Source organism: Bacillus methanolicus MGA3 (genome assembly GCF_000724485.1).
GTDB lineage: Bacteria > Bacillota > Bacilli > Bacillales > Cytobacillaceae > Bacillus_Z > Bacillus_Z methanolicus_A.
Genome location: NZ_CP007739.1, coordinates 1,437,625 through 1,462,497, shown reverse-complemented (window position 1 = coordinate 1,462,497; position 24,873 = coordinate 1,437,625). Strand labels below are relative to the sequence as shown.

16 protein-coding genes, 2 pseudogenes and 1 riboswitch are annotated in these 24,873 nt (G+C 35.4%); of the genes and pseudogenes, 7 read left to right on the top strand and 11 right to left on the bottom strand.

The annotated features are described in order from the left end of the window. Nucleotides 1–5 precede the first annotated feature (5 nt). The 3 genes from tenA to BMMGA3_RS07110 form a co-directional block, all read right to left on the bottom strand. A complete protein-coding gene (gene tenA / locus BMMGA3_RS07120) occupies nucleotides 6–677 on the bottom strand; it encodes a thiaminase II (protein ID WP_004433790.1) in 672 nt (223 codons plus the stop codon). A gap of 155 nt (nucleotides 678–832) precedes the next feature. Then, a riboswitch (TPP riboswitch) is annotated at nucleotides 833–934 on the bottom strand. Between the two features lie 380 nt (nucleotides 935–1,314). After that, nucleotides 1,315–1,503, bottom strand: a complete 189-nt coding sequence (locus BMMGA3_RS07115; protein WP_004433788.1) for a hypothetical protein — start codon at nucleotides 1,501–1,503, stop codon at nucleotides 1,315–1,317. A 40-nt stretch (nucleotides 1,504–1,543) separates the two neighbouring features. Then, complete coding sequence (locus tag BMMGA3_RS07110; RefSeq protein WP_335340661.1) at nucleotides 1,544–2,251, bottom strand: 2-amino-3,7-dideoxy-D-threo-hept-6-ulosonate synthase; 708 nt, start codon at nucleotides 2,249–2,251, stop codon at nucleotides 1,544–1,546. An 86-nt stretch (nucleotides 2,252–2,337) separates the two neighbouring features. Between BMMGA3_RS07110 and istA the strand changes: the two are divergent. From istA to BMMGA3_RS07095, 3 genes and pseudogenes are all read left to right on the top strand, one after another. Then, a pseudogene (gene istA / locus BMMGA3_RS07105) lies at nucleotides 2,338–3,546 on the top strand (IS21 family transposase). Further along, the gene (gene istB / locus BMMGA3_RS07100; RefSeq protein WP_038502136.1) at nucleotides 3,546–4,304 is read left to right on the top strand and encodes an IS21-like element helper ATPase IstB; all 759 of its coding nucleotides are present in this window, start codon (nucleotides 3,546–3,548) and stop codon (nucleotides 4,302–4,304) included. The pseudogene istA and the gene istB overlap by 1 nt, the downstream one beginning before the upstream one ends. A 55-nt stretch (nucleotides 4,305–4,359) precedes the next feature. Then, nucleotides 4,360–5,128: pseudogene (locus tag BMMGA3_RS07095) on the top strand (IS256 family transposase); the annotation flags it as partial. Between the two features lie 162 nt (nucleotides 5,129–5,290). Here the strand turns inward: BMMGA3_RS07095 and BMMGA3_RS07090 are convergent. Both BMMGA3_RS07090 and BMMGA3_RS16755 read right to left on the bottom strand, forming a co-directional pair. After that, nucleotides 5,291–6,859 carry an IS1182 family transposase gene (locus tag BMMGA3_RS07090; protein ID WP_038502134.1) on the bottom strand — a complete coding sequence of 523 codons (1,569 nt, stop codon included), beginning with the start codon at nucleotides 6,857–6,859 and terminating at the stop codon, nucleotides 5,291–5,293. Nucleotides 6,860–7,132: 273 nt separating this feature from the next. Then, nucleotides 7,133–9,835 (bottom strand): reverse transcriptase domain-containing protein, encoded by a 2,703-nt coding sequence (locus BMMGA3_RS16755; protein ID WP_003349674.1) that lies wholly within the window; start codon nucleotides 9,833–9,835, stop codon nucleotides 7,133–7,135. Between the two features lie 208 nt (nucleotides 9,836–10,043). Here BMMGA3_RS16755 and BMMGA3_RS18300 point away from each other — a divergent pair, with 208 nt between their 5' ends. From BMMGA3_RS18300 to BMMGA3_RS18290, 4 genes are all read left to right on the top strand, one after another. Beyond that, nucleotides 10,044–10,223 carry a hypothetical protein gene (locus BMMGA3_RS18300; protein ID WP_003349673.1) on the top strand — a complete coding sequence of 60 codons (180 nt, stop codon included), beginning with the start codon at nucleotides 10,044–10,046 and terminating at the stop codon, nucleotides 10,221–10,223. Then, entirely contained in the window at nucleotides 10,148–10,429 is a 282-nt protein-coding gene (locus BMMGA3_RS18750) for a transposase family protein (protein WP_412150942.1), read from the top strand. Before BMMGA3_RS18300 ends, BMMGA3_RS18750 begins: the two co-directional genes overlap by 76 nt. 115 nt (nucleotides 10,430–10,544) lie before the next feature. Beyond that, on the top strand, nucleotides 10,545–10,889 hold the full coding sequence (locus tag BMMGA3_RS18295) for a transposase (protein ID WP_259674480.1): 345 nt from the start codon (nucleotides 10,545–10,547) through the stop codon (nucleotides 10,887–10,889). 43 nt (nucleotides 10,890–10,932) lie between these two features. Then, nucleotides 10,933–11,247: a transposase gene (locus BMMGA3_RS18290; protein WP_259674479.1), complete on the top strand. Its 315-nt coding sequence runs from the start codon at nucleotides 10,933–10,935 to the stop codon at nucleotides 11,245–11,247. Between the two features lie 492 nt (nucleotides 11,248–11,739). Here the strand turns inward: BMMGA3_RS18290 and BMMGA3_RS16750 are convergent, their stop codons facing one another. The 6 genes from BMMGA3_RS16750 to BMMGA3_RS07050 form a co-directional block, all read right to left on the bottom strand. Then, nucleotides 11,740–12,186: a hypothetical protein gene (locus tag BMMGA3_RS16750; protein ID WP_003349671.1), complete on the bottom strand. Its 447-nt coding sequence runs from the start codon at nucleotides 12,184–12,186 to the stop codon at nucleotides 11,740–11,742. A gap of 96 nt (nucleotides 12,187–12,282) precedes the next feature. Continuing rightward, on the bottom strand, nucleotides 12,283–15,483 hold the full coding sequence (locus tag BMMGA3_RS07070) for a DEAD/DEAH box helicase (RefSeq protein ID WP_003349670.1): 3,201 nt from the start codon (nucleotides 15,481–15,483) through the stop codon (nucleotides 12,283–12,285). 40 nt (nucleotides 15,484–15,523) lie between these two features. Next, the gene (locus BMMGA3_RS07065; protein ID WP_003349669.1) at nucleotides 15,524–16,237 is read right to left on the bottom strand and encodes a hypothetical protein; all 714 of its coding nucleotides are present in this window, start codon (nucleotides 16,235–16,237) and stop codon (nucleotides 15,524–15,526) included. Between the two features lie 3 nt (nucleotides 16,238–16,240). After that, nucleotides 16,241–18,193: a BREX-3 system phosphatase PglZ gene (gene pglZ / locus BMMGA3_RS07060; protein WP_003349668.1), complete on the bottom strand. Its 1,953-nt coding sequence runs from the start codon at nucleotides 18,191–18,193 to the stop codon at nucleotides 16,241–16,243. Nucleotides 18,194–18,303: 110 nt separating this feature from the next. Continuing rightward, nucleotides 18,304–21,138, bottom strand: coding sequence for a DNA methyltransferase (locus BMMGA3_RS07055; RefSeq protein WP_003349667.1), 2,835 nt, complete (start codon nucleotides 21,136–21,138; stop codon nucleotides 18,304–18,306). A gap of 15 nt (nucleotides 21,139–21,153) precedes the next feature. Further along, entirely contained in the window at nucleotides 21,154–24,861 is a 3,708-nt protein-coding gene (locus BMMGA3_RS07050; RefSeq protein WP_003349666.1) for a DUF6079 family protein, read from the bottom strand. Nucleotides 24,862–24,873: the final 12 nt, after the last annotated feature.

The following is a 24,873-nucleotide window of genomic DNA, read 5'->3' as shown; positions in this document are numbered from 1 at the left end:
TTGAATTAAACAGGCCAATCCCCTCCCTGATAGACCATATCCCAAAACATATATTCAAAACGGGAGGTCGTTAGGAAATGGTCTTCGATCATTTTCAGCTCCTGATCCGATTTCCCTTCAACTAATCGGTCTAATAAGTCAATGAGCCAGGTTGTTAATGAGCCGAATTCGTCGGAGGAATACATCCTAATCCAATCGCCATACAATGGGTGCTCAGTTGAGCCTGGATAGCTCTCAGCCAGCATCTTGCCAATTTCCCAGTAGCTCCACATACATGGGAGCAGCGTAGAAACAAGTTCTGCCAGTGACCCATTTTGAGCAACGTTTAGCATGTAACGTGTATATGCTAAGTTAATAGGAGTTGGTCTTGTGTCTTCTAGCTGTTCTTTGGTAATTCCAAACCTTTCAGCGTATTGGCGATGCAATTCCATCTCTCCGTGCAGTGTTTCATGCAGGAGTTTTGAAAAAAAGGCCATCGTCTCGATGTTTGTTGCTTTAACAGAGCCTAATGCAAAAAGCTTGGCAAAGTCTATTAAATACACATAATCCTGTTTCATATAACGGATAAAGGATTCGACAGGCAAATCACCTTTGCCTAGTCCGATGACGAAAGGATGCTGATGGGTTTGCCTCCATATATCACTTACTTTTTCGTAAAGCATTTGCGTGTACTTCATTCATGTTCCTCCTTTTAGAGTCATTCACCTGGGTGATCAGGACGATCAAACTCTAGTAAACTCATTTCAGTTCATTATACAAAAATAATAAACCCACTCACTTCCAGAGAAATGAGTGGGATAGCATACTAGTGTCAAACATATAAGTATGACATCATAGGCTCTCTCCACTTCCCTCCGCTGGTATAATCCAGATCAGGTTCAAAGGGTTTAGAACAGAAGTTCCATCTCAGCCATAGGCTCCCCTAGTGAAATTCAGTATTTATTCAATTCTAAATCTTATAATAATATAGCATAGTAAGAATGATTAGGTAAAGGGTAACCAATAAGGTCCCAGTACATGGAGTGTTATATGCGGTTTAGTTCTTGTGGTTGTGTCCCTAGTGGTGGACTGAAGATACTTGAATTTAGGAACATTATTAAATGCGATCTCAATTGGTCCGATTATGCCCTTTTTCTTGAGATCAACATTTTTCCTAGCTAGTCATTATTTGTGGATCAATCTTCTCATTTGACTTACTGGAATCATATTTACAGGGAACAAAAAAGACGCTGAACATTCAGCGTCTAATTCCCTGTCCCCTTAGATTTTTTTGCAAAGATGAAAAGTTACAGACTTCTAGTTTATTTTAGCCAATTACTTTTTCTTCTTTTTCTTGCTTTTCTTTGAAGAATTTTCGCCAGCGAACAAGTTTCTCATTTGTTGTGCAAATTGGGTACCGTAAAGATGCATATCGGCTCCTTGTCCATTTCTTGCACTTTGTTCTACTTGCTTTCTGAATGCATTAATGTGTTCATTAAGTTGATCCAATTTATTTTGGTCCATGAATATCACCTCCTTTCAGGGAATTAAACCCCTAAATCGTTTATCCGAGCTTTTTTATGATTTCTTCCGCTTTCTCGAGAGGGCTTTCCGAATCTAACTCCTGTCTGATCATATTTGTTAATTTAGTAGGATTGGCATGCTGAAAAATATTTCTTTCCATCGATAATACGTTTGCCCCTGCCTCCACCGCTTCGGCTACCATATATAAAAGATGCTCCGTTGAATTAACTTTATCGCCGCCTGCAATCACAACAGGAATATTAATTGCATCGGTTACTTCCTTAAACGTTGCAAGGGATCCTGTATAATTCACTTTTACAATATCTGCCCCCAGCTCTTCGGCAATACGAGCGGCATGTCTAATTTTTTGAGGATTATATTCGTGTACTTTATTGCTGTCACGCACATACATCATGGCAAGGAGTGGCATCCCCCATTTATCACATTCCTCTGCCACTTTTCCAAGATGTTCAAGCATGCAGGCTTCTGTTGGGCTTCCAATATTGACATGAACCGAAATGGCAGTTGCCCCTAAACGTACCGCGTGTTCCACACTTGTGACTAATTCTTTTTGATTTGGATCGGGTGACATATTGGTAGAAGCAGATAAGTGAATAATGAGTTCCCCGCTGTTTGCATCCATGACTGGAACAATTTGATTAACTAATCCTTTGTGAACGACTACTGCATCTGCATTCCCTTTGAAAACAGACTGAACGGCTTGCCCTATATGTTCAATTCCTTCAATGGGACCTAAAGTAATGCTTATCGATTAATGTCGAATCTGATTTTGAGTTTAAGAGTCTTGAAGACTTACCAAAATTAAAACAACTAATGGAGCATTTGAAGATGAAAATTTATAAAAGTCAATTAGCTAGAGATCTAGGTGTAGATCGTAGAACCATTGATAAATATTTAAATGGATTTATTCCTAAACGTACACGAAAGAAGCATTCCAAAATTGATGAATACTATGAAATCATTGCGGCACTACTTTCGGAAGATGCTAAGCAGAAGTTTTATTATCGACGTGTGCTATGGCAGTATTTAAAGGATAATCATGGACTGGATTGTGCAGCATCGACGTTTCGAGCGTATATTGCAAAAACGCCCGAATTTAATGCTTACTTTGAAGAGGATAAACGGATTCCTTCTCCTAAAGGCACAGTACGTTTTGAAACGCCTATAGGAAAACAAGCACAATTGGATTGGAAATAGAGTATTCCTTTTGAAACAAAGGATGGTCAGAACGTTGAAATCAATGTTGCAATACTGATTCTATCTCATTCACGTTTCAGAACCTTCCTAATGAGTATTTCTAAATCACTAAGTGTCCTGTTTTCCTTCTTAACAGAAACATTCGAAGCTCTTGGAGGGGTGCCGGCTGAAATAATCACGGATAATATGAAAACCGTTATGGATGAGGCAAGAACAGAACATTCTCCAGGAAGAGTGAATGCCAAGTTTGCGCAATTCGCTAAGGATTTTGGTTTTGAGGTGAAGCCATGCATTGCTGGACGTCCACGGACAAAAGGAAAAGTCGAAACCACAATGAAAATATTAGATGAAATTCATGCTTATCAAGGTCAGTTGACCTTGGAAGAATTACATCAATTTGTGCAAGACTTATCTCATCGGGTGAACCATGAGGTCCACCAAGGAACTGGAAAAATTCCTGCGATAGAATTCAAAAAAGAAAGGAATCACCTACTCCCGTTACCAGCCGAGAAAGTAAGAGATTCCTATCGGATCAAACATACGCTTGTAAAAGTCAATGCATCCAACATGATTTCCTACAAATCAAACCAATACTCGGTACCAGCACAATACCAAGGAAAGAAAGTAGGCTTACAAGTGTATGATAATCAATTATGGATTTATTATAACACGGAACTGATTGCGCAACACCCTATAAGTAACAAGAAATTAAATTATCAGGAAGCACATTATCAAGAAGCCTTGGGCGTTTCCATGCCCAATTATCCGGATATTGATGATCTAGCAAAACGGAATTTAGCAACGATTGGGGAAGTGTATAAATAATGAATCCTACAACAAACTATCAACAACTCATACAAAACTTGGATTATTTGAAGCTCAAGCAAATGTCCTTGCATTTAAATGAAGTCTTAGACTTCAGCGTTAACCATCAATTGTCACTGGTAGATACGCTAGTGAAACTGACGAATTACGAAATTGATGTACGTGAACAAAATATGATTCAATCGATGGTGAAGGTTGCGGCTTTTCCGCATTTGAAAGAAATAAAGGATTTTGATTTTAGTTTTCAACCGTCAATAAATCAAAAACAAATTTTAGATTTTTTAACGCTTCGATTTATCGAAGCAAATGAAAACATAGTTTTTCTAGGGCCAAGTGGCGTAGGAAAAACACATTTAGCCACTTCCATTGGGATTGAGGCAGCGAAGAAACGTACAAGCACTTATTTCATTAAGTGCCATGATTTAATTCAAAATCTGAAGAAAGCACGTTTAGAAAATCGGTTAGAGAGCAGATTAAAACACTATACAAAATATAAACTATTAATTATTGATGAGATCGGTTATTTACCGATTGATGCCGAGGACGCAAAGCTTTTCTTCCAACTCATCGATATGCGTTATGAGAAGCGTAGTACGATTCTTACAACGAATGTGAATTTTAAAGCATGGGATGAAATCTTTCAAGAACCCAAGCTGGCCAATGCGATTTTAGACCGCATTTTACATCACGCAACCGTTGTCTCTATCATTGGAGATTCTTATCGTTTAAAGGATCATTTGACGAAAGAAAACGAGTGATTTTGTACATCCTTAAACAAGCAAAAGTGTACATATTTGTGTTGACATTTATAGTAAAGAAGACATTGCTAAATGGCACACACGTCCTCCACAAAAGCGATATTTGGTCTTATATTTGGATGGGTTGTACATGAAAATTTCGTCGAGATACGGAAGAAAAAGAGGTTATTTATGTCGTGTTAGGTGTAAACGAAGAAGGGTATTGTGAAATTCTTGATTTCTTTGTGGGAGGACAAGAAAGTGCCTATGTATGGCAGGAGATTCTTCAACAACTATACAACAGAGGCGTAAAGGAAGTGCTTTTGGGCGCTTTCGATGGACTACCGGGGTTGGAGGAAGCCTTTAAGGCGGTTTATCCGAAAGCCGATGTGCAGCGCTGTGTCGTTCACAAAGTACGTAAAACTTTAAATCGTGTTCGGAAGAAAGATCAATTTGAAGTGGCAGAGGATCTTAAACTGATTTATCGCGCACCGAATAAGGAGATTACGTTACAGATGTTTCAACAGTTTGTGTCGAAATGGTCAAGCAAGTATCCGAGAGAAGTTCAATCTTGGGCCAATGAATTGGATGTCCTCCTAACATTTTTGGATTATCCAAGCAGTATTCGAAGTGTAATTTACACGACCAATGCCATTGAACGAACGATCAAGGAGATTCGGAAACGTCTAAAGCCGATGAACAGTCTGAGTAGTTTAGAAGCCGTTGATAAATTCGTATATTTGACCATCCAAAATTTTAATGAGAAATGGGCTAGGCGAAAGTTACGAGGATTTGCCGAAGCACATGAAGCCCTTCAACGAATGTTTGAAGAAGGTCATAATTAACCAAATACTGTAAAAGAACTAAAATAAGGGGATTCTCTCTTTCTAGGGGCTGACTCAAAACATCGCTTTTAAGCGATGTATGAGTCAGCTTTTTTGTATAACTTTGATATTTATTGTTAATTTTATGGTGTATTTTCTTTCTATTTTCACTAGATTGGGGGATTATTTTATTCCCCCTTGTTGAAGTGCCCTTATTTTTTGCCACTTTTTAAAATTGTGTGCAACGCAAACTAGACCCCATTCCACAGTCGTTTTGGAGAGGCCTCGTAAATGAAAACGTCGAAAGTCTAGATTCTGCTTGATTTGACCGTACACACTTTCCACATCAATCTTTCGACATCGATATTTTTCTTTTCCATCGTCAGAATGTAATCGTTCTTTTACTTCCTTTCTTTGAATCTGATTCTTTAATGAAATGGTGATGGTGCGATACGTTTTTCCTTTTGCACAAGTACTTTGGAATGAACAACCTTGACACTGATCGCATCGATATCGACGTTTGATTGATAGGTACCCGTGGTCTGATTCCTTCTTTGTTTCATATTGAAAAGTAAAACGTTGTCCATTCGCACAAATGAATTCATCGAATTCCTCATCATATTCCATGTTTTCGACTCGTTCGATCCGTTTTTTCCATGTTCTCTTTTGCTCTTGGTCAAACGTATTGTAAGGAATGTATGCTTTCTTTCCTTGTTCTTCTAAGTATGTATAGTTCTCCTCGCTCCCGTATCCAGAATCGGCAATAATATTTTGAGGGAGGGAAATGTATTGGTTTACATGTTCCAGATGCTCGATGAAACAACGTGTGTCTCCTGCTCGTTGATGAAGAGAATACCCAATGATAAATTGACCTTCCGTTCCCATTTGTACATTATATCCTGGTTTCAATTGCCCATTTTTCATGTGATCTTCTTTCATTCGCATGAAGGTCGCATCATGATCGGTTTTTGAAAAACTGTTTCGTTCTTGGGCAATTTTTCGTTGTTGTTCATATTTTTGCTTCCGTGGGAGAAGGTCTTTACTCAATTGTTTCTTTGCTTTCTTTAGCGTTTTATTAGACGGATCTTTTTTTAAATGCTCATCTACTTTCTTCATGGTTTCTTGAATCTCTTTAGAGGTAACGGGCTTTTGTTCTAATTGCTCGTCTAAATCCAATGCCTCTTGTTGGAGTTCTCCCTCGAGAACCCGTTCAATGTCAAAGGCGATTTTTCGATATTTCTCATTCAGTTTCTCATCATATTTCTTGACAGCCTTTATCCACACAAACGAATATCGATTGGCATTGGCTTCGATTTTGGTTCCATCCAAATAGTAATCTTCGAGTCGAACAAGTCCCTTTTGACGTAGGAGTTCGACTACTGAGAAGAAGACTTCATAGATAATGGGTTTCATACGTTCGGATCGAAATCGATTGATGGTGCGGAAATCCGGTTGTTGGTTCCCGCTTAGCCACATGAAATAAATGTTTTCTTTTAACTGTTTGGCAATTTTTCGACCAGAATAAATTTTTTCGGCATACGCATACACTAAAATCTTCAACATCATTTTCGGATAATAACTGCTGCGGCCACCGCCTTTGTAATGAGGGAGAAAAATAGAATCGTCGAGCTGTTCAACCGCTTCATGCACAACACGTGCGAGATGATGTTCAGGGATGAGGACTTCTAAATCTAGTGGTAGAATAAGTTGGTCCATGTTATAATAAATGAAGGAAATATGATCATGTTTCATAAGAGAATCGCTCCTTTGGTGGTTGTTGTTTGGTCACTTCAATTTTACCAAATGGAGCGATTCTCTTTTATATTTTTTTTTAAATAAGAGGGGCGACCCCTAAAAGGAAATTTTTAGTTCCTTTTGGGTCAGCCCCATAGGAAACCGGTCCCCTATCAATACCAAATCCATTTCGGAGGCACCCTATTTATCTTACATTACACAAAATTCTTGACGGTACCAATAATTCGAACACTTCTAATTCCATACAGATAATCTTAGGATAATTTACTATTATACCTCTTGATACATGCTTCTAATTGCTTTTCTTATGCCTTGTGTAACCTCATTAAAAGCACTATCTTTACTATCCCACAATTCTATAGGTTTCCCATCTGTAGGTAAAGCTTGAAGATCACCTAATGGAGTTGCCTGCCAATCGCAGGGACGAAGAATAATCGGAATTACTCTAGCTTCTCCAGATTTATGTCGTTCTAAAGCTCTTCTCATTTCAATTTCATAACAATAATCAGATGCTAAAAAATCAGGACTAATAAGTAATATGATAACTTTAGCGCTATTCAGCTTGTCATTTATCTTTTCTTTCCATTCTTCTCCCACATTTATATCTCTATCACTCCATCCATTAATTTCCCCGCTACGTTTCATAACAGATAAATGCTTTATCAGTTGTTGTCTATAGGATTCATCACTATGGCTATAAGAAAAAAAGACTTCTATGGATTTTGCTGTAGTCATTAAACTTCCTCCCTCGTTTCTAAGTTCTCTTATGTTTTTTCTAATTTTTGGATTTTTTCTAGTTAATAATCTTATAGTATCTAGTGTGTTTAAAAATCTTTCATAATCTTTAGTTTTTTGTAAGGTTGTTTTGGAACAAGAATCTTTAAATAGTCTATTATTATTAATCCAAAATTTTTTTGGATTAAATTCTATATAAGGTTGATAGTATTCTTGAATATCATTTAAATTCTTTAAATATAAACTTATCCATATTAAACCTATTAAAAAACTTGCTTGTAACTCTGTATATATATCTTTTTTATTTAAAATCTCTTCAGGAGTTCGAAATATAACGTGCTCTATAGGAGATGGATTTAATTTTACCTTAATAGTTTCATCTTGCTCGTCTTGCTTTACCCAAATATTCAATAAATTTATCATATGTGGCTTCTCTAAATAGATTGGACTATTAATTACTAAATTTATTACATCTTTCATAATTTTATTAATTTCTCTGTAGCTAAAAATGCGATTCTTCATAAACTCACTGAGTGTAGCAAACTCCTTATCAGGAAATACCTCAACACTAGGTTTAGCCCTATCTTCATTACATAATAAATTATAAAAACTCGGATAATTAGATCTAAGGAAATTTAAATAATTTTCTACTTCTAATTTATTTATGTGTTTAACTTTGTCAAATATCTTTCTGTTTTCTTTAAATAAAGCTGCTAACTGTATACAAATATCAAATTCTTCATATTTCTTATATTTTAGTATCTCATTAATAAATTTTACCTTAATCCAATCTGAAATACTTTGCTTTTGAAATTGATACAAAATCGTTTGTATGAGAAAAGGATTAGATTTTTTTAAGTCAAAATACACTCGTTTTACTATTTTTGAAAAATATAAACGATCCAGTTCAATGTTATTAATAAGTGTTAACTCTATTTGTCCAAATTTACTTGTAATATAACTATCAACAAAATTAAAATCTTTAGACCATTTAAATTTATTGGTTAATGCGATTCCCTGTATTACTTCATAGGGCCTATTCAAAAAAATTTCATTAAATTTTTCGATCTCTTTAACTTTGTGTTTAAATTTGTTTAAGTGTGAAAGTAAATATGCAACCTTATCTAATCTATTCTTTGCAATTTCCTTTAAGAAAGAAAAACTTGTCGGAACACCATGAGAAATAAGCCTATTAACTGCAAAGGTTCTTTTTCTTTCTCTTAATTTTAAAAGTTCATCAAAATTATTGTTATCATTTAACAGTTCTTCATTTTGTTTTTGTAAATCTATTAGCTTATATATTTTATCTTTATCCACGACAATGTCATTGAAATGTGATAGTTTTTCGGCCTGTTCTTCCTCAAATTTTTTCAAATCATTATCTATATTTATTTCTTTAATAGAGGTTTTAGAGCTATTTAGTTCTAGCTCCAAACTAGATAGCCTTTCTTGCAGATAGATCAAAGCTCTTTCCACATCTATGTAATTTTTTCCTAAAATCCGAATATCGTCTACATATCTTAAATATTTTATATTTGGAAATCTACTCATCTCATAATCTATCTCTGTTAAATAGACATTACTTAAAAAATAGGAGAAAGCTCCGCCTTGTGGAATACCGGAATTTTTAGTCAACTCTTTATTATTGTAAATGAAAGGGGATTTAAGAAAATTTGGAATAAGATAATCCCTTATGTAATCAAGATTTTGGTCTTTTATAATACTGTTTATTTGTGATATTAGTATATCGTGGTTTATATGATCAAAATATGATGTGATATCCGTTTCACAATAATTCTTATATCCATTTTTGAGTTGATAAATTAAATGTCTGAGAAATCGGTTATATTGTTTAACATAGTGAATAAAAGTATTAGATAAGTAAATACTCCTTTTACGTTCTAATCTATTTCCAAAAGACCAACAGTAAAATTTTTTATCAATTTTATAGCCAATAATTTCTAAAATGGCATGGGTTACAATTTGGTCTTGTAAATTTAAAAAGACTTTTCTACGTATTAATCCATTTTTTTTCGGAAAAGGAATCATATATTTTGGATGAAACATATAGCCGTTCTTTAGTTTTATTCTTAAATCATCTAATATATAGTTTATGTTTTTGTCATAAAAATCCCTTTCTGAATACAAATGAAAATCTCGAATATCCGCGTAATTAAAACTTCTACATTTCATCCAAGCTTTCTTCATTAATTCGATTGAAAATAAATCTTTCCCCATATCCTCATCACATTCTAAAAGAACATTTTTATATTTATATATATTTAATACCATATTTCAACATAAAATCGTTATATATTTTCTAATTTTCACCCTTATAAAAAAGATTCATCACCACATTTTGTGATTTAGCCCAAAAAATAGGGAAAACACTCACGAATTCCTGGCAATAATGTTAGCGTCACTTAACATAACAGGAGGTTCTAAAGTGTTTTCCGTATCACTAGATTTGCCAGAATTTGAAGTTGTTAAACAAGTGTTTCTTAAAGATTGCAATTTGTTACATGTTGAGAAAAATACTACAGAAGAACGTTGTTCTTACTGCGGTTTTTTTCTAGTCATGTCCATGACTGGCGGACAAGAAAAGTTCGTGACTTGTCCGTATTAGGTAAGCCCCTTTTCTTATTTGTCAGAGTGAATAGATACCGTTGTCACAACTGTAATGAGGTATTTTCACAAACATTTGAATCTATCAGTCCTAATAAGCATCAGACCAATCGGTACAGAGAATATCTGTACGAAATGTGCATTGGCTCCACTATCCAAGAAGTGAGTCGAAAGGAAAAAATACCTTATACAACAGTTCCGTGCTAAAGAAAAAGAGAAGGAGCATTTAGAAACTCTTGAAAGTGTTTTAGAAGACAATGAATTAATCCTTAGCCTTGATGAGATCGCTGTCCGAAAGGGTCACCGATATGAAACAGTTCTTTTGGATACCCAATCCGGGAGTGTGCTTGGTATGGAACATCAACGGAGTTATAATTCAACTCAGATCTTACTTACCAAGAAGATTCTGTCTAATAAATGTGTTCATACCGTTGTTATGGATATGTGGGATCCCTTCCAAAAAGCTGTTAAATCTATATTCCCAGAGGCCTGTATCGTCATCGATAAATATCATGTGGTGCAAAAGGTAACACATGCACTTGACCAAGTTAGAAAGAAAACTACTGGACTAAAAAAGGGACGGTTTAAACTCTTGAAAGGTTCTGAAAAGTTAACAGCTAATGAAAAACAACAATTAGACGAGATGCTCGAAGAGCATTCAGAATAGTCATATGCCTAATTCTAAAAGACTTTTTAGAGAAATATACCAAGTGAATAACTACGATACAGCTGATTCACTCTTAGAAGAATGGATTCAACTCGCATGGAGCAGCCCATTTCCTTCATTTCATCAAGTTGCCAAGACGATAGAAAATTGGAAGGCACAAATTTTACAATATTTTCTTACACCTTTTACGAATGGTCGGATTGAAGGTACAAACCATAAGATTAAGAACATCAAAAGACGTGCTTTTGGCTTCAGAAACCTTGAAAGATTCGGCTACGTGTATTTTTGGAATGTACAGGTAAAACTTATAAAAATCAGGTTGCTTAACCATGCCCTCCATCAGCTTTCCGCATTGTAGTTGGTAGAATGGAAGCCGTCAAGGAAAGCACTTGACCGCTTCCATTCTACCAACTTAGTGGTCTGCAAGCTGACGAAGGAGCTACTTTAGATTGAGTATCAATCTCGCTAACTTATTTCTGGAATTGTGTGAACATCACAGAATATGGTGATGAGACCATATTCTAAAATGGTATTTTGTAAAAAATCATAAAGTATTGAAAAAAGTCTCTGTTCGTTGTTTCTTAATTTTCAAGAAAAATACTCCTTGAATTCTGTAGGAGAGTGTACGAGTAAATACTCACGTTTTGCTTTTCGCCAATGATGATTTCTTTCTTATCCGTCTCTCTCTTTTCCAATGCTTTTTGCTTAACAATTTCTATAAAAAAGTTCTCGATTCTTTTCTTCAACTTCCAGGTCGATCAATTGAATCGTTTGTTTTGTGAGAAGTGCTTTTGACATGCTCATTTTTTAGCCTACATTGAGCGCAAAAGCTCAAAATGGTATTCTCATTTCATCTACCAATAGAACGATTAACGGTAAAAACGATTTCCGTTTCTGTTGAATATACATAATATAAACTGTGAACAACAAATGATTGCAGGGTCTTACTATGGTGATAATCAAACAACTTAAACAGTAGTTCTTCAATTGGCAAATGGTTTAATACATTTTCCCAATTCAAATCCTCTTCAGTTTTTATTGTAATATCCAAGTCCGCTTCCCATAAATGAATGACGTGATGCTTCATATATACTGACCTATCCGCATCTTCAACAAACCAAATCGTCTGCATTCCTTTATTTTGATAGTTACGATTACGGTTTCGTATTTGTCTAACGAGTTTCTCATCTTTATTAGCTGTTAAATAAGTAAGAAAAGTAATAGCTATTTCCTCATCCGTATTTTTCACTACAAAACTATTTTTAAGTTTTATACAAATTATAACAAAAAACTCCATTATAAGCTATTTAATTCCAATTTTTGAGCCGAAAATAAAAACTCATCCCTACCCCATAGGTTAGGAATGAGTTTTGGAAATCCCTTCTCTCACTTTTTAAAAAACAAATATTTCCTTCTCCATCGCTCTCTCTTCAATAATCTCGCCGTCTTGAACGACATAAATGTACACTTTATTCAAAATATCAGCTAAATCTTCAAGATGTTCTTCAGATGGCATATAATTTGAATCGTTTGTCAGGATGATATAGCGTTCTTCGCCATTAAAGCGTTCGCTGTAAAAGTCGACTAATGCTAGGCAATCAAACATTTTTATGTTCATCCGTCCGTTTGCTTTTTCGTATTTTTCTACTACATCCTTATAGTCAATAGACATGACTCGTTTACTGCGTCCTGTAGGGGCAAGTTGTAAAGAAAGAATTTTCTTTGGTGGTTTCATGCTAATATTTTTTTGGCGACGAATGATGTTCAAACGTTCTTCTTTCTTCATATCTAAGTCAATTAAATGAGCGTTCATTTGGTTAATAAGGGCACTATTGCGATTTTCAATGTTTTCTTGTTGATATTTTTCTAGCTTCTCTAGAGTGTTACGGTATTGTTCATTAAAAGATTTCTCTAGGAATACCAGAAGCTTATCTAATTTTTTTTGACGTTTGGCTTGAACTTGATCTCTTATTAAAGATGATTGCTTTAGAACATGTCCTATACATTCGTTTGATGCATAATCACTTAATTCAATAACGTTTTCGTAAAAATGACCAGCAAATAGCCAGTATGGATCTAATGCAACCATTTCGCCATTTTCTCGTTTGGCTAGATGAATAAAATGGTTCTCAAGTTCTTTTCCTGTTCCATCTACAATGCTAATATTGTATACTTCAACCATCAATCGTTCAGGAACATCATAAGTGACTAAATATCCTCCCCAAGAACGCTTTTCATTTTCTTTTTTCATTAAGTCCATACTTAATTTAAAAATTGGGTGGTCACTATCTAATAACGCCACTTCCTCAGATTCATATTCACGCACACCCGTAAAACGGTAACTTTCTCCTTGATAACGAGCTAATTCAGGCAGGCTGTCTCGAATAAATTTTGGTAAACGTTCAATACGTTTTACTTTACCATCGTTTGTATCATAGACTCGGACCTTTTTCTTTTCTAAAATGTATGTTGCTAAATCTGTATATGCCCGAATTGGAATGCGTTTTACTGTTAAATCATTTTGTTCACGTTTTAAAATCGATAAATCGAGCGGATCTTCAACCATTCTTTCTTCTTGCATGAGCTTCAATAGCTTTTGGTGCTCTTCCGACAATGTTTTTTCCATATTGGCAATAACATCATCCAGACGTTCTCGGTTTAAAATTGCTTCCTGCATTAAGTCGGCTAAACTATCAAACTTATCTTCTAAAACTTCGCCAATAAAATCATAAACTAAATCAGATCCTAAGTCTTCTTTCATCTGCTCCATTTTTTCAAGCAGACGAATCATGACACTACCTTCACGAGTATTTTGCGCTACTAAGTTAAATACAAACACTTCGTTCTTCTGCCCGATACGATGAATACGTCCCATTCGCTGTTCTAATTTATTTGGATTCCAAGGGATATCATAGTTAATCATTTGATTACAAAACTGGAGATTTATCGATTCTCCACCTGCATCAGTTGCAAGCATAATTTGACACTCGTTTCGGAAAAGTTCAACTTGTCTTCTACGCTCATCCATTGAAAAACTACCAACAATTTTCGCGATTTTTGGTACATGCTCAAGAAGCTTTCTTTCTAAATAATTCAATGTATCTGTAGACTCCGTAAAAATGAGAATCTTCTCATTTTGCTGAAGTAGTCCATTTGTCCCAAACAGCGTTTTCTCTAATTCTTGATACTTTTTCTCTACCGCATATAACTTAAGATTTTCCGCTTGATCGATTAACTTCTTTAAAACCATAATTTCCTTTTTTAATTCGGTTGTATCAATGGAATCTACAGCATGTTCCAACTGTTTCTCAATCAATTCTTGTTGCTCGCTCGCCTCTTCTAAATAATTCTCCAACTCAATATGTCCTAATTTTTTAATATACTTTTGCCTTTCTTGCTCTGTTTGCTTGTATAACTGGACTAAACGTTTATATCTTCTTTTAAGAGATAAATGAATCGCTTCCAAAGACGAACTTAGGCGTCGTTGCAGGAGCATCATCGCAAATGCAGTACTATTACTTCCATTACTTATCGCTCGGTTAAAATGCTCTCTTACATATTGAGTTACCGCATCATATAAAGCTAGCTCTTCGTCTGTCAAAGTATATTTAATTGTTTTCGTCGTTCGTTTTGGAAATAGCGGTGTTCCGTCAAAGTTTTTCATACTTTCTTTCAAACGGCGGATCATGAATGGATTCGTTTTTTCACGTAAACTTTCATTCCCGCTTATATTGGAGAAAATATCTTCATCGATTAATTTCATTAAATGGCGGAAATTCTCCATATCACCTTTATGCGGAGTAGCAGTCAACAACAAACAATGCGGCACCTTACGTAATATCGACTCGCCTAATTGATACAGTTTTGTCCTTGAAGTGCGTTTTTTTATCGTTCCATGTGTATACGCTGCCATTTTATGCGCTTCGTCGACGATAATTAAATCAAACTCCGCTTCTTGAATTAATAGTTTAATATCTTCCCGTGCAGCCCAATACATAGAAGCTAAACATAAATCGTTGGCGACAAACGGATTTTTTCCACCGTATTCCTTTAACACATTTCGATTAATAATATGGAAGTGTTCGTTAAACTTCTCTAACAATTCTTCTTGCCATTGTCTCACTACTAAAGGAGGAACTAAAATTAGAATACGTTCCATACTATATCTAGCTTTTAATTCTTTGATTAGCATCCCAGACATAATCGTTTTACCAGCACCCGGGTCATCAGCAAGTAAAAAGCGAATTTGTGGAACTTGAAGCATTCTGCCGTAAACTGCTTCAATTTGGTGCGGTAATGGTAATAATTTTTTGTTCCCTAATGCTCTTGTTCGCGAGTACTTAACCTCATTGTGTAACATTAAATATTGCAAATATCGCTGAATGTCAATCGCTTGAATATTACCTTCGCTTTTATTTTCCTTTAAACTTTTTAAATCTGTTAATTTCTCTTTCTCCAGCATAAGTTCATAAAATTGATTTGTTTCTCGTCCAATGGCCTCGATAATGTAGAACTCACCAAATAATTCACAACGCTTAATTTCAACACTTTCTGGGAAATGTGGCCCATGTACGATTTCACCGATGTTAAACATAATACAACCTCCACTGAAAACAATAGGAGCCTTATCATTATCACGAAGATAGTTCGACTATCACTATATCGATTCCTTGTCTATTTAAACGAAACTGATTATTATTTCGCAACTCTGTCACACTTATGTCAAATGAAAATGGAAAGAATAAAACATGATTATGAAGCAGATCAATAGGCATGGCTGTAACATTCGTTGCTCGTAAAATCACTTCTGTAATAAATTGATTAAGATCCGTTGATGTTATTGACATTTTTGGGCGTAATTTATATGAACGGCTTTTTAACAGATCGACTATTCCCCACGTTTTTATACTTGTTAACACCGCACTTGTTGCCACTTCTACGCGTCTACGATCTCCGTACAACTCCTTCATTTTTCTTCCGATTACTGCGCTTGGAACTTCATCTTGCAAACGAAACAGCTTTCCTAGTTCCTGTACCAAGTCTTTAAAAAATGGATAAGCAAGAATCGTCATTCCCCAATGAACAAGTAATCGCTCTTCTTTTGTCAAATGAGGAAACATTTCAAGTGCTTTGTCTCGTAATGGAATAGTTTCTTCGTCTACTAAATACCAAATTTTCATTAACATCGTGATGGCGTTTTTTCTAGACTTCGCCCCTTGAATATCACTTCGCAAAAAATAATCTAAAGCTTCATACATTTCCTTTCTTGATAATTTCCTCGCTTCATTCTCAGTAAAATCTAAATGATGTAACATTATTTTCTGATCAAAGCCTACTGGTTTAACCATTCGTTATCCTCCTAAAGACGGAATCACTTTCACAAAAGGAACGATGACTTCCTCAATACTAATACTACCATGGCTAACAATTCGCTCATTTTTATTGACAAATGCTTGTCCATATTGAGCTAATAAAGCATGATAGTCTTCCGGTAACCCTACACCAGTCCAAGGAATACCATCTATTTTTTCGGCTGCGTCTTTAAACAAAATGGTATCTGTGTAAACTCGCACTCGTTCTCCTTTTTGTTCTACTAATACTCCTTCAGAAATTCTACCAATACCTACACTTTCCGTATTCCCATGGTCAGATGTAATGTAAATGGTGAATTTTTCGCGGTGCAAATCAGTTAATAATTGCATTAAATAGTCTGTATTTAACCATAATTGCAACTCAGACATTAAACTTTTTTCACCTTGTACGGCTCCATGGATAAATTGGTCGATTATGTCAATAACAGCGCCATATACTTTAACGTTCGGACGTTTAAAGGCTGCAATTCCTTCCTTTTTATAAGCTTCTTTTCCTAATCCCTTTTGATATGAAACATATTGTTTTAATAGTCCGCTATTTTCCCAAAATGTTTTCCAATAGTTCTCTTCTTTTGCGGTTGTGCCAATACTTTGTGAAAATGCAGATGGAAAATTACCAGCGAAAATGGCTTGACGAGAAACCGATGTTAATGTCGGAACCCAAGAAAACACACCGTTTTCTTCAAAGGAGAAGCCTTTATTGGTTAAATAATACTTGATTTTTTTCCATTGAACATAGCTCATCCCGTCCAATACTAGCAAAGCGATTTTTTCATTTTGTCCCCGCTTCGATGCAAGAAATTGTACAATATGATGAACCATTTTCGGTTTAGGAACCGGTGGCAAGCTTGTTAATGAACGGTAGCCTTCCATCATCCATTTTTCAAACATTTCGTTTACTTTACGAAAAAGAGCGCTTACTTCCCTCTCATATTCTTGTTTGTTTGTATCTAAAACTGTACACTTGTATTCAGCCATCAGTTCCATTATGTTAATCCAATCTTTATAGCGAGATGCAGAAGTGATTTGCTCCATGATTTTTTCATGAAGATGACGAATTTTTTCCTGCAATGAACCATCCTCATCCACTTCTACACCGTATTTCATCCAAGTTGGAAAAGAATATGATACGTTCGTTTTGATTTTTCTAATATAACCTTCTGCAAATAAATCGTTCATCAGCCTTCTAACATCTGGATTAGAAAATGGATGAGCTAAATACAAAGGAGTTTCTTCTAATACACTTCCCTCTTGTAAATCCAGTAATTGATGAACAAATGTAGTCCATTGCTTCTCTATATATTGAAAAAAATAACTAGAAGATGTAAGCAAACGTTTTATAGGTATTCCTTCAAATACGTTTTTGCCTGATAACTTTTCGATTAAAAACTGCTGTACAATCGACGGTAATTGTTTCTTAGCATAATGAACCGAAAGAAGTAATTTATATAACTCAACTTCGCTATCAATTAGCTCATGAACAATTTTATAAACATGTTTAACGATGTATTCCAACGTTTCCTTATCAGAAGAAGAACCCTGATACTGTTTATGTGCAGTATACAAGACATCGAAATCTTCTTTGTCTAGCTGTTTAACAATTCCTGGTGAAAACTTTGGAAATAACTCGCTAATCTTTAATTCAATATGGTATCCATGTTGCAAAAAATCATATGGAAAATAAGTGTAATTTTCATCATTACTAAAGAAAAGCAATTTTAATTGATTTTGCTCGACTTTCTCTCTAAATTGAGACTCATACAGGTAACGAATAAAGATGCTATCATTAAAATGAATGACCTCATATTCATTCTCTCTTAATCGTTGAAGAATTTCTTCATCATTCAATAAAAAATCCGGATCATTGACTAACAATAACGAATAAGGCTGATTGACAAACTTTTGGACAATTTCATCACGCCAAGTTTTCATGGTCTCACCTTAAAAAGATTTTTCACTGCATATATCATTATGATTACATTATAACAATGTTAAAAATTGAAAGCCTGATTTTTGGATAAAAAATCAGGCTTTCATTTGGTTTACAAACCTAAACGAATTTGCGCGTTGTCATAATACATTAACAGCTTGTCGTCCTCTTGAATGACATTCTCAGGTAGACGTTCACCGACTTTGACAATTTTTTCATAATCTTTTTCGCTCCATGCTTTCTTAAATCCAGCACGAATGGCTTCTGTGCGGAATTGTTTGAGCTTTTTCTTGCTCTTTTCTAATTCTTCTAAGTAACCTTCAAATTCACGCAACAATGCTTTTTCACGAAGCTTCTCTAAATCAGCTTGTTTATTTGGATCCGGTACGTACCAACGATTCATCGCTTTTTCTTTTAGTTGTGGATCGTCGTTTTCTAAACCACGTAAATCTTTATAGTTTCGGCGAAGATAACTTGCAATTTGGTCTGGTACAGGACCGTCACCTTCATATTTCAAGAAGTTTTGATGCAATAAGTCGTCTAACTCAGGAAGCTTCTCATGTTTGGCAATATGCTGAATTTCTTTCATAAAGTTTGGATGAATATCTTGCCGCGTTTGCGGTTTCTTTAATAATTGCTGACGAAGCCATTCGATGGCACTTGTTTCATCTGTAACAAACAAGCTCATTTGTGCAAACTCTTTCACTAACGTCCGCTTCTTATCGTACTCTGCTACTTGACTTTCTAAAAACGCCATCCCATCTCGTATTGGGAAGCGTTGGGCTACTCCTGCCTGAAACTCCGCAGAAGAAATCGGTACAGGCAAACCGTTTTGCACATGGTACGCAACCATTCGGTCAAATAAGATGCGTGGTGTACGCTCCGCAATAATTTGCGCTTCGCCTTTATGACCAATAAACACTGGTAACTGTTCAAGATGCTGACGAACAAACGTCCAAGCTGATTCTTCGGTGTTTTGTTGTTGCCTCATTTTTTCCACAGTCTCATGTTTCGGCTTATAAGCTGAAATTACTAAATCTTGCTTTACTGCTGTAGTTGAAGTTACAGCTTTAAAACTTCCCTGTTTTTTATCTAATACTGAAACGTTCGCTATAACAAATCCGGCTTTTTGGATGGCTTCTTGAATAGCATTCCAAACCGATGCTTGAGAGTTGCTGAATTCCACAGTTATCCATCGGTATGGCTTTAAAACCCTATAATACTGTTTGAAACACTCATGAATCAACTCTTTATAGTCTAATAATGACTTATTTTGAGATTTGTTAACAATAGCTTCCTTTTGGTTATTTGTGCGAACTTTCAGCCAAGATTCCCATAAAATATTTAACTCAGAATACATTAAATTTGCTCCAAAAGGAGGATCAGTAAATATATAATCAATAGTTTCGTCCTCAATTTGAATTAAACTTTGTGCAGCTTGAGTAGTTATTAAATTTGTTCTATTAAAAGCATCGTGATATTCAGTTAGTATTTTTTTTAGCCTATTAATTTTATTCTTTATTAGATAAGTTAAGGAAGGGTCTACGACTTGTGATCCTATATAAAGGGTACCACTTAAGTACTGATTCACCTGTGAAAAATGTGTAGGCACATACCTTGCAATTTTAGCCATCCCTAATATTGCTTGTTCAAAAGTATAAATTATATAATATTTTAACCTATCCTCAACCCTATCAATTAAATCAAATAATTTAGATAATGTGTACAACGCTCTCCTAGTATAAAATTGGTGCACGTACTCGATTCCATGACTTTTTCTAGGTTGTTCAGTATTTATTCCTTCAGGTAGTTTCACTAATGGTACTCGATAAGGAATTAAAGTATTTTCAACTCTGTTTATTAAGTCAATGTCCTCCTTATCAACTTTTTTTGTAAAGTTTTGTTTCCCAACGTTATAGTTAATTAAATAAGGAACCTGCTTAGCAAAAGTTACTACCTTATTTAAAATTGGATCATAACGATGTTCACTTACCCTTTCCAAAATTCGTTTATTTAATTTAGCAGAACAATAAGGACAGTCGAATTCACTACGTACTTTTCCAGTTTCAAAGTCTAAAGCTACTTCAGTGAATATTATTTCATTAGAACAGTTAGGGCACATGAAAACATCGCTATAAACAGTATAGTTTATTGTGCCTATAATGTAGTTACCATCCTTGTCTATTTGTTTTTGTCCATTGATACTATGGATTGTTTTAAACATCCAATCACATTCTTCTTCAACTTCCGAAAGAATACGAATAGCCGTTTTTTCATATTCTTCAGCATCCGGAATATTTGTATAATTATAGGAAATAAAACTTGCTACTGGTGATATATCATTTAAAATTGCTTTTCGTCCTCCAATTTTTGAAAAAACATTTCCATCGAGTAATATTTCACCGTCAGAATTAAGCTTAAAATTCATATCTTTTAACGTTTTTTCATAACCACTTAATGCTGCAGAAACACCTGTCATGCCAGTTCCTGAAAAAGCATCAAGAATTATATCACCGGGCTTTGTATAGTGAAGTATATACCTTATAATGGCCTTAAATGGTACTTTAGTATGATAACCGTGTGCCATATACATTGCATCGGTTTTTCCCTCACTCACATCCGAAGCAAATGGTTCGCGATGATACTCCTCATTCTCATCTCTACCATACTTTTCTTTCTTTTCCCGTTCCCATTCCTCAATAAAATCGTTAATCCACGGATTCGGACATGCTGTGTAGTAAGGCGGGTCAGACAACGCAATGATGTCCTCATCATCCCCGATTGGGAAACCTTCGATTTTCTTTAGCTCTGGCAGTTTTTTGCGTAATTCGTTTCGGAAATATTCTCTTCGTTCCTCATCATTTTTGAATGTCATGCCCAAGCAGACAACGGGACCGTTGTCTGCTTCTTCATGATCATCTAATAAAGACAATTGTTTTTCGTCCAATGATGTTTCCTCCCTTTATTTCTTTACCATGATGCGCACACGATGTGGTTGGTTGTTGCCAACAATTGCCCTCATCAACATTTCAAAGTTTCTTCTCACTTCGTCGACTGTTAATGGGTTGCCATCGCCCATCATTTTCACAAGTTGGTCAATATGAATCTCTTCTTTATGAATCCCTTTTAGTAAGTCATTAATAATTTCAAGAAGGCGAATGTCAATTGGTAAATCAAACTGTTTCTTTTGGATAAAATCGTTTACGAGTTGTTGTTGCTCAGCACTTAATAATGAGATTCCTTCTTGAATAGCTGAGTCGTTAAAGTTGGTTAATAATGTCTCTGTCCACGTATTTAACAAATCATCTAACCGTTCTTCTAATTGCTCTAATGAATAGCGTTGTACTACACCTTCTTCACGCGGATTAAACTTACAATCAGGGTTAGGACAAATTGGTGAATGTTGTAATTGTTCACGTGTTAGTTGATAGCAAGCTTTTAATGATTGAATGTTTTTATTCCACTCATCTAATGCTTGACGAGGCAATAAATCAATTCTTGATACCAACTCTTTTAATGCAAGGTAACGTTTGTCATTCAATAATGCTTTTTTCTTGTTTTCTTCAGTCGCATTTAAACGCGCTTGATGGTGTAACTGTAAATAATGTTGAATATATTCTTCTTTTAATTTCTCCAATTCACGAATCTCACTTGAGCAGTCGCTATTTTCTTTTAATGCAATCGCTAAGTTGTCTAACGCTACGTCAACGCTTTCGAGCCACTCTCGATTTGTCGACATGACTAATTTGGCTTTTGATAAGTAATCCGCTACTTTGGTGTATTCGTGAATTTTTTGTTGTAATTGCTCAAGCTTAGTAACAATCTTTAAGTTTTCGTTTTGTTGTTCAATATCGGACACGCTATATTTTAAGTTTGTCATTTTTGCCCGCGTGTTATAAACTTGAAGGCCTTCTAAGAACGTTTTTAAGCTTTCAAGTTTTGCAATGTATTCTGCACGTTCGTCACTTGAGAATAACGGACCGTCCCAAATATGGAATTTATTGCGTACATCGTTTATCATCTTAACCGTTTTTTCAACCGCTTGGCGCGATTGGCTAATGATTTGCTTAATGGCGAATTCTAGCCAACTTTCATCAGTCACATTTCCTTTACCGATATCAAACATATCAATTAAAGCGTTAATTGCTGGAATTGGCAACCCGCTCGGTTTTTTAATATGGCTAAAATGCGTTAACTTACTTAAAGGAAGTTTAATAAACTCGCCAAAGTTCATCGCTTCGTATGTTTTATTGTCTACCGTTACGACAATTTCACCTTGTTGGATAAGAGCACCTAACACAACAACTAATAACTCCGGTTCCATGCGAAATTCTTGTGTCAATCTTACATCTTCTGTACCTTGAACAGTATAGATTGTTTCAATTAGTTCGTTTTGATTAAGTACTTGTCCATGCCCTTTTTCTTCTAGTTTTTCAATAACCCAACGTGCATATCCAGAAGCGCGAACGTTTAAGTCGCCTTTTTGATCTAATAACACTAGTCCGTTGAGAATTGCTTCCCCTTGGCTCGTTTTTCTTCCATTAATGTAAGAAAGAGCATCACTGATATAAGTTGCCATATTGTCTTTCGTTAAGTATCCTCTCTCTAATTTTCGGAAAGAAGGATAATCTTTATATTTTTCTTCAAACCATTGACTAAGTAACCCTTCAGCCACTGTGTTAATGATTTCAATTAATGTGGCATTTCCAGGAAGAAACATACCGAATTCTAATACAGATCCTTTTTTGCCACGATATTGAATTTCAAAGGCTTCTACAAAGTTTTCTTTTAACCAAGTAACAAGACTTCTTAAATAGCTTGCTGCTTTATCATTATATAAACGTTTTGTCGTAGCAGCAGCATCGTTACTCATTTCACGAGCTCCGCCATATAAACGCAATAAATGGACAAATCGATCATCCTTTTTAGTCATACGGAAGAACACTTCATCCGCTTTTTCTTCGTCTTTAAATTTTGGTGGTTCAAATGGCTGTAACATATAAATGTAGAAGTCTCGCTCAGGCTGAGCCGTTGAACGTTCATTTGGCGCACCAAAGAATAAATATCCTTGACGTTTGACACGGCGATTTTCCCAAGGAATTTCATGCAGCCAAATTTTATAGCCGGTTACGTATGTGTTATCTGCCACTTCGGTTGCTTGCTTTAATATTTCAAAATAGTAGCGATCCAATTGATTGTCCGTTAACTCTTCCCCACGTTTTTCTATTAAATCGTCTACAGCAATATCTTTTTTTACATCTAGGTAATACTGACCATTTTCTTGATTGGTAGAAATATATTGAAAACTAACTGCTGTCATAATTTCTTTTAAAGTTGCTTCAATTCTTGTTTTCAAAAAATCAGCAGCTTCGTCTCCTAAGTCTAATAACATTCCAATATTTAAGAACAATTTATCTCTTAACTCACCTGATGTTAGTCCCACAGGAGAATTAATGTCATCGACAGCTAATCGGTAAACAGCAAGAGCATTAACAATTCTCAATGCAGCGGGTTTATAGTTAGGACTTTTCAAACCATTTTGTACACGATCTTTTAACGTCCGAACTTTACTCATCACTTCTTTTACATTCGGATTACTTCTTAGTGAAGAGTCTTCTTCAATATATTGCCAATAACGGTCAAAGGAAATAATCCCTGTTTCATTTTCCGGAACTTCTTCGGTCAATAGCTTTCGAATTTCTCTACTAATTGTTTGCAGTACAACACGTTTTTCCGCGATATTTACCTTTTCAAATGTTTCCAAGTAGGCAGGATGGATCGGGAAAAGATTCACATACGTCTCCATATCTTCACCGAGACGATGGTATAATGATGTTAATTTGCTTAAATGCTCGCGAATTAACGCTTTTTGTTTTTCATCCTTTTTCAATAGACGTTCTGACACAACGTATGCAATGTCTTCGCGGACAATTCTTACTTCTTGGAAACGTTCTTTTACCCGACGTAAAGAATCGGCAACGAATTGGAATTTCGGGTTGTCAAATAACATTTCCTGAATTCCAGCGATGAAGCGTAAACGAGTTTTACTACAAACTTCCCCAAATTCGCGTAAAAATCCTAAGTCTAAAGTGAGTTCCTGCTCTTTTCGGCTGCGTAAATAGTCTAATAATTCGTCTACCACAAGCATGAGCCCTTGATCAGGGTATTGTTCGTGGAATAATTCCATCATTTCATAAAGCATGTCTTTATTATTTGTTACTTCTTCAGCTCTTGGAAAAGTATAATCAATTCCTAGATTCGCTAGACCTTGTTGTAGTGCTTGGCAAATAATGTCACGTAAAGACATCGCAACAGCGCCTATTTCTGTACGAATCACTTTAAACTTTCCTTCAATTTCTTTTGCTTTTTTTGCAACACGTTCATTTTTAATATGCTCACTTGCCCCTGACTGCTCAGCAATCGTCGAAATGACACTCATTAAGTGCGATTTACCTGTACAGTAGTTAGCGACAATCAATAATCCTTTATTGTCAACCACCCGATCAAACTGAAGTTGTTCGATGATAATATCGTCTAGTTGCTCGGCCATACGGTCGGAAATAACATATGTATCAAGTAAGTGAAACGCACGTTCTTTATCATCCGCATCGCGTAATTGCACGACGGATTCAATTGGTTCAAATTGAATTAAATCGCTATAACGCAACATAACGATTTTCCC

Excerpts from the sequence above, each read along its gene's own strand:
- tenA (WP_004433790.1), bottom strand. The coding sequence starts at position 677 with ATGAAGTACACGCAAATGCTTTACGAAAAAGTAAGTGATATATGGAGG.
- BMMGA3_RS07115 (WP_004433788.1), bottom strand. The coding sequence starts at position 1,503 with ATGGACCAAAATAAATTGGATCAACTTAATGAACACATTAATGCATTC.
- istB (WP_038502136.1), top strand. The coding sequence starts at position 3,546 with ATGAATCCTACAACAAACTATCAACAACTCATACAAAACTTGGATTAT.
- BMMGA3_RS07090 (WP_038502134.1), bottom strand. The coding sequence starts at position 6,859 with ATGAAACATGATCATATTTCCTTCATTTATTATAACATGGACCAACTT.
- BMMGA3_RS16755 (WP_003349674.1), bottom strand. The coding sequence starts at position 9,835 with ATGGGGAAAGATTTATTTTCAATCGAATTAATGAAGAAAGCTTGGATG.
- BMMGA3_RS16750 (WP_003349671.1), bottom strand. The coding sequence starts at position 12,186 with ATGGAGTTTTTTGTTATAATTTGTATAAAACTTAAAAATAGTTTTGTA.
- BMMGA3_RS07070 (WP_003349670.1), bottom strand. The coding sequence starts at position 15,483 with ATGTTTAACATCGGTGAAATCGTACATGGGCCACATTTCCCAGAAAGT.
- BMMGA3_RS07065 (WP_003349669.1), bottom strand. The coding sequence starts at position 16,237 with ATGGTTAAACCAGTAGGCTTTGATCAGAAAATAATGTTACATCATTTA.
- pglZ (WP_003349668.1), bottom strand. The coding sequence starts at position 18,193 with ATGAAAACTTGGCGTGATGAAATTGTCCAAAAGTTTGTCAATCAGCCT.
- BMMGA3_RS07050 (WP_003349666.1), bottom strand. The coding sequence starts at position 24,861 with ATGTTGCGTTATAGCGATTTAATTCAATTTGAACCAATTGAATCCGTC.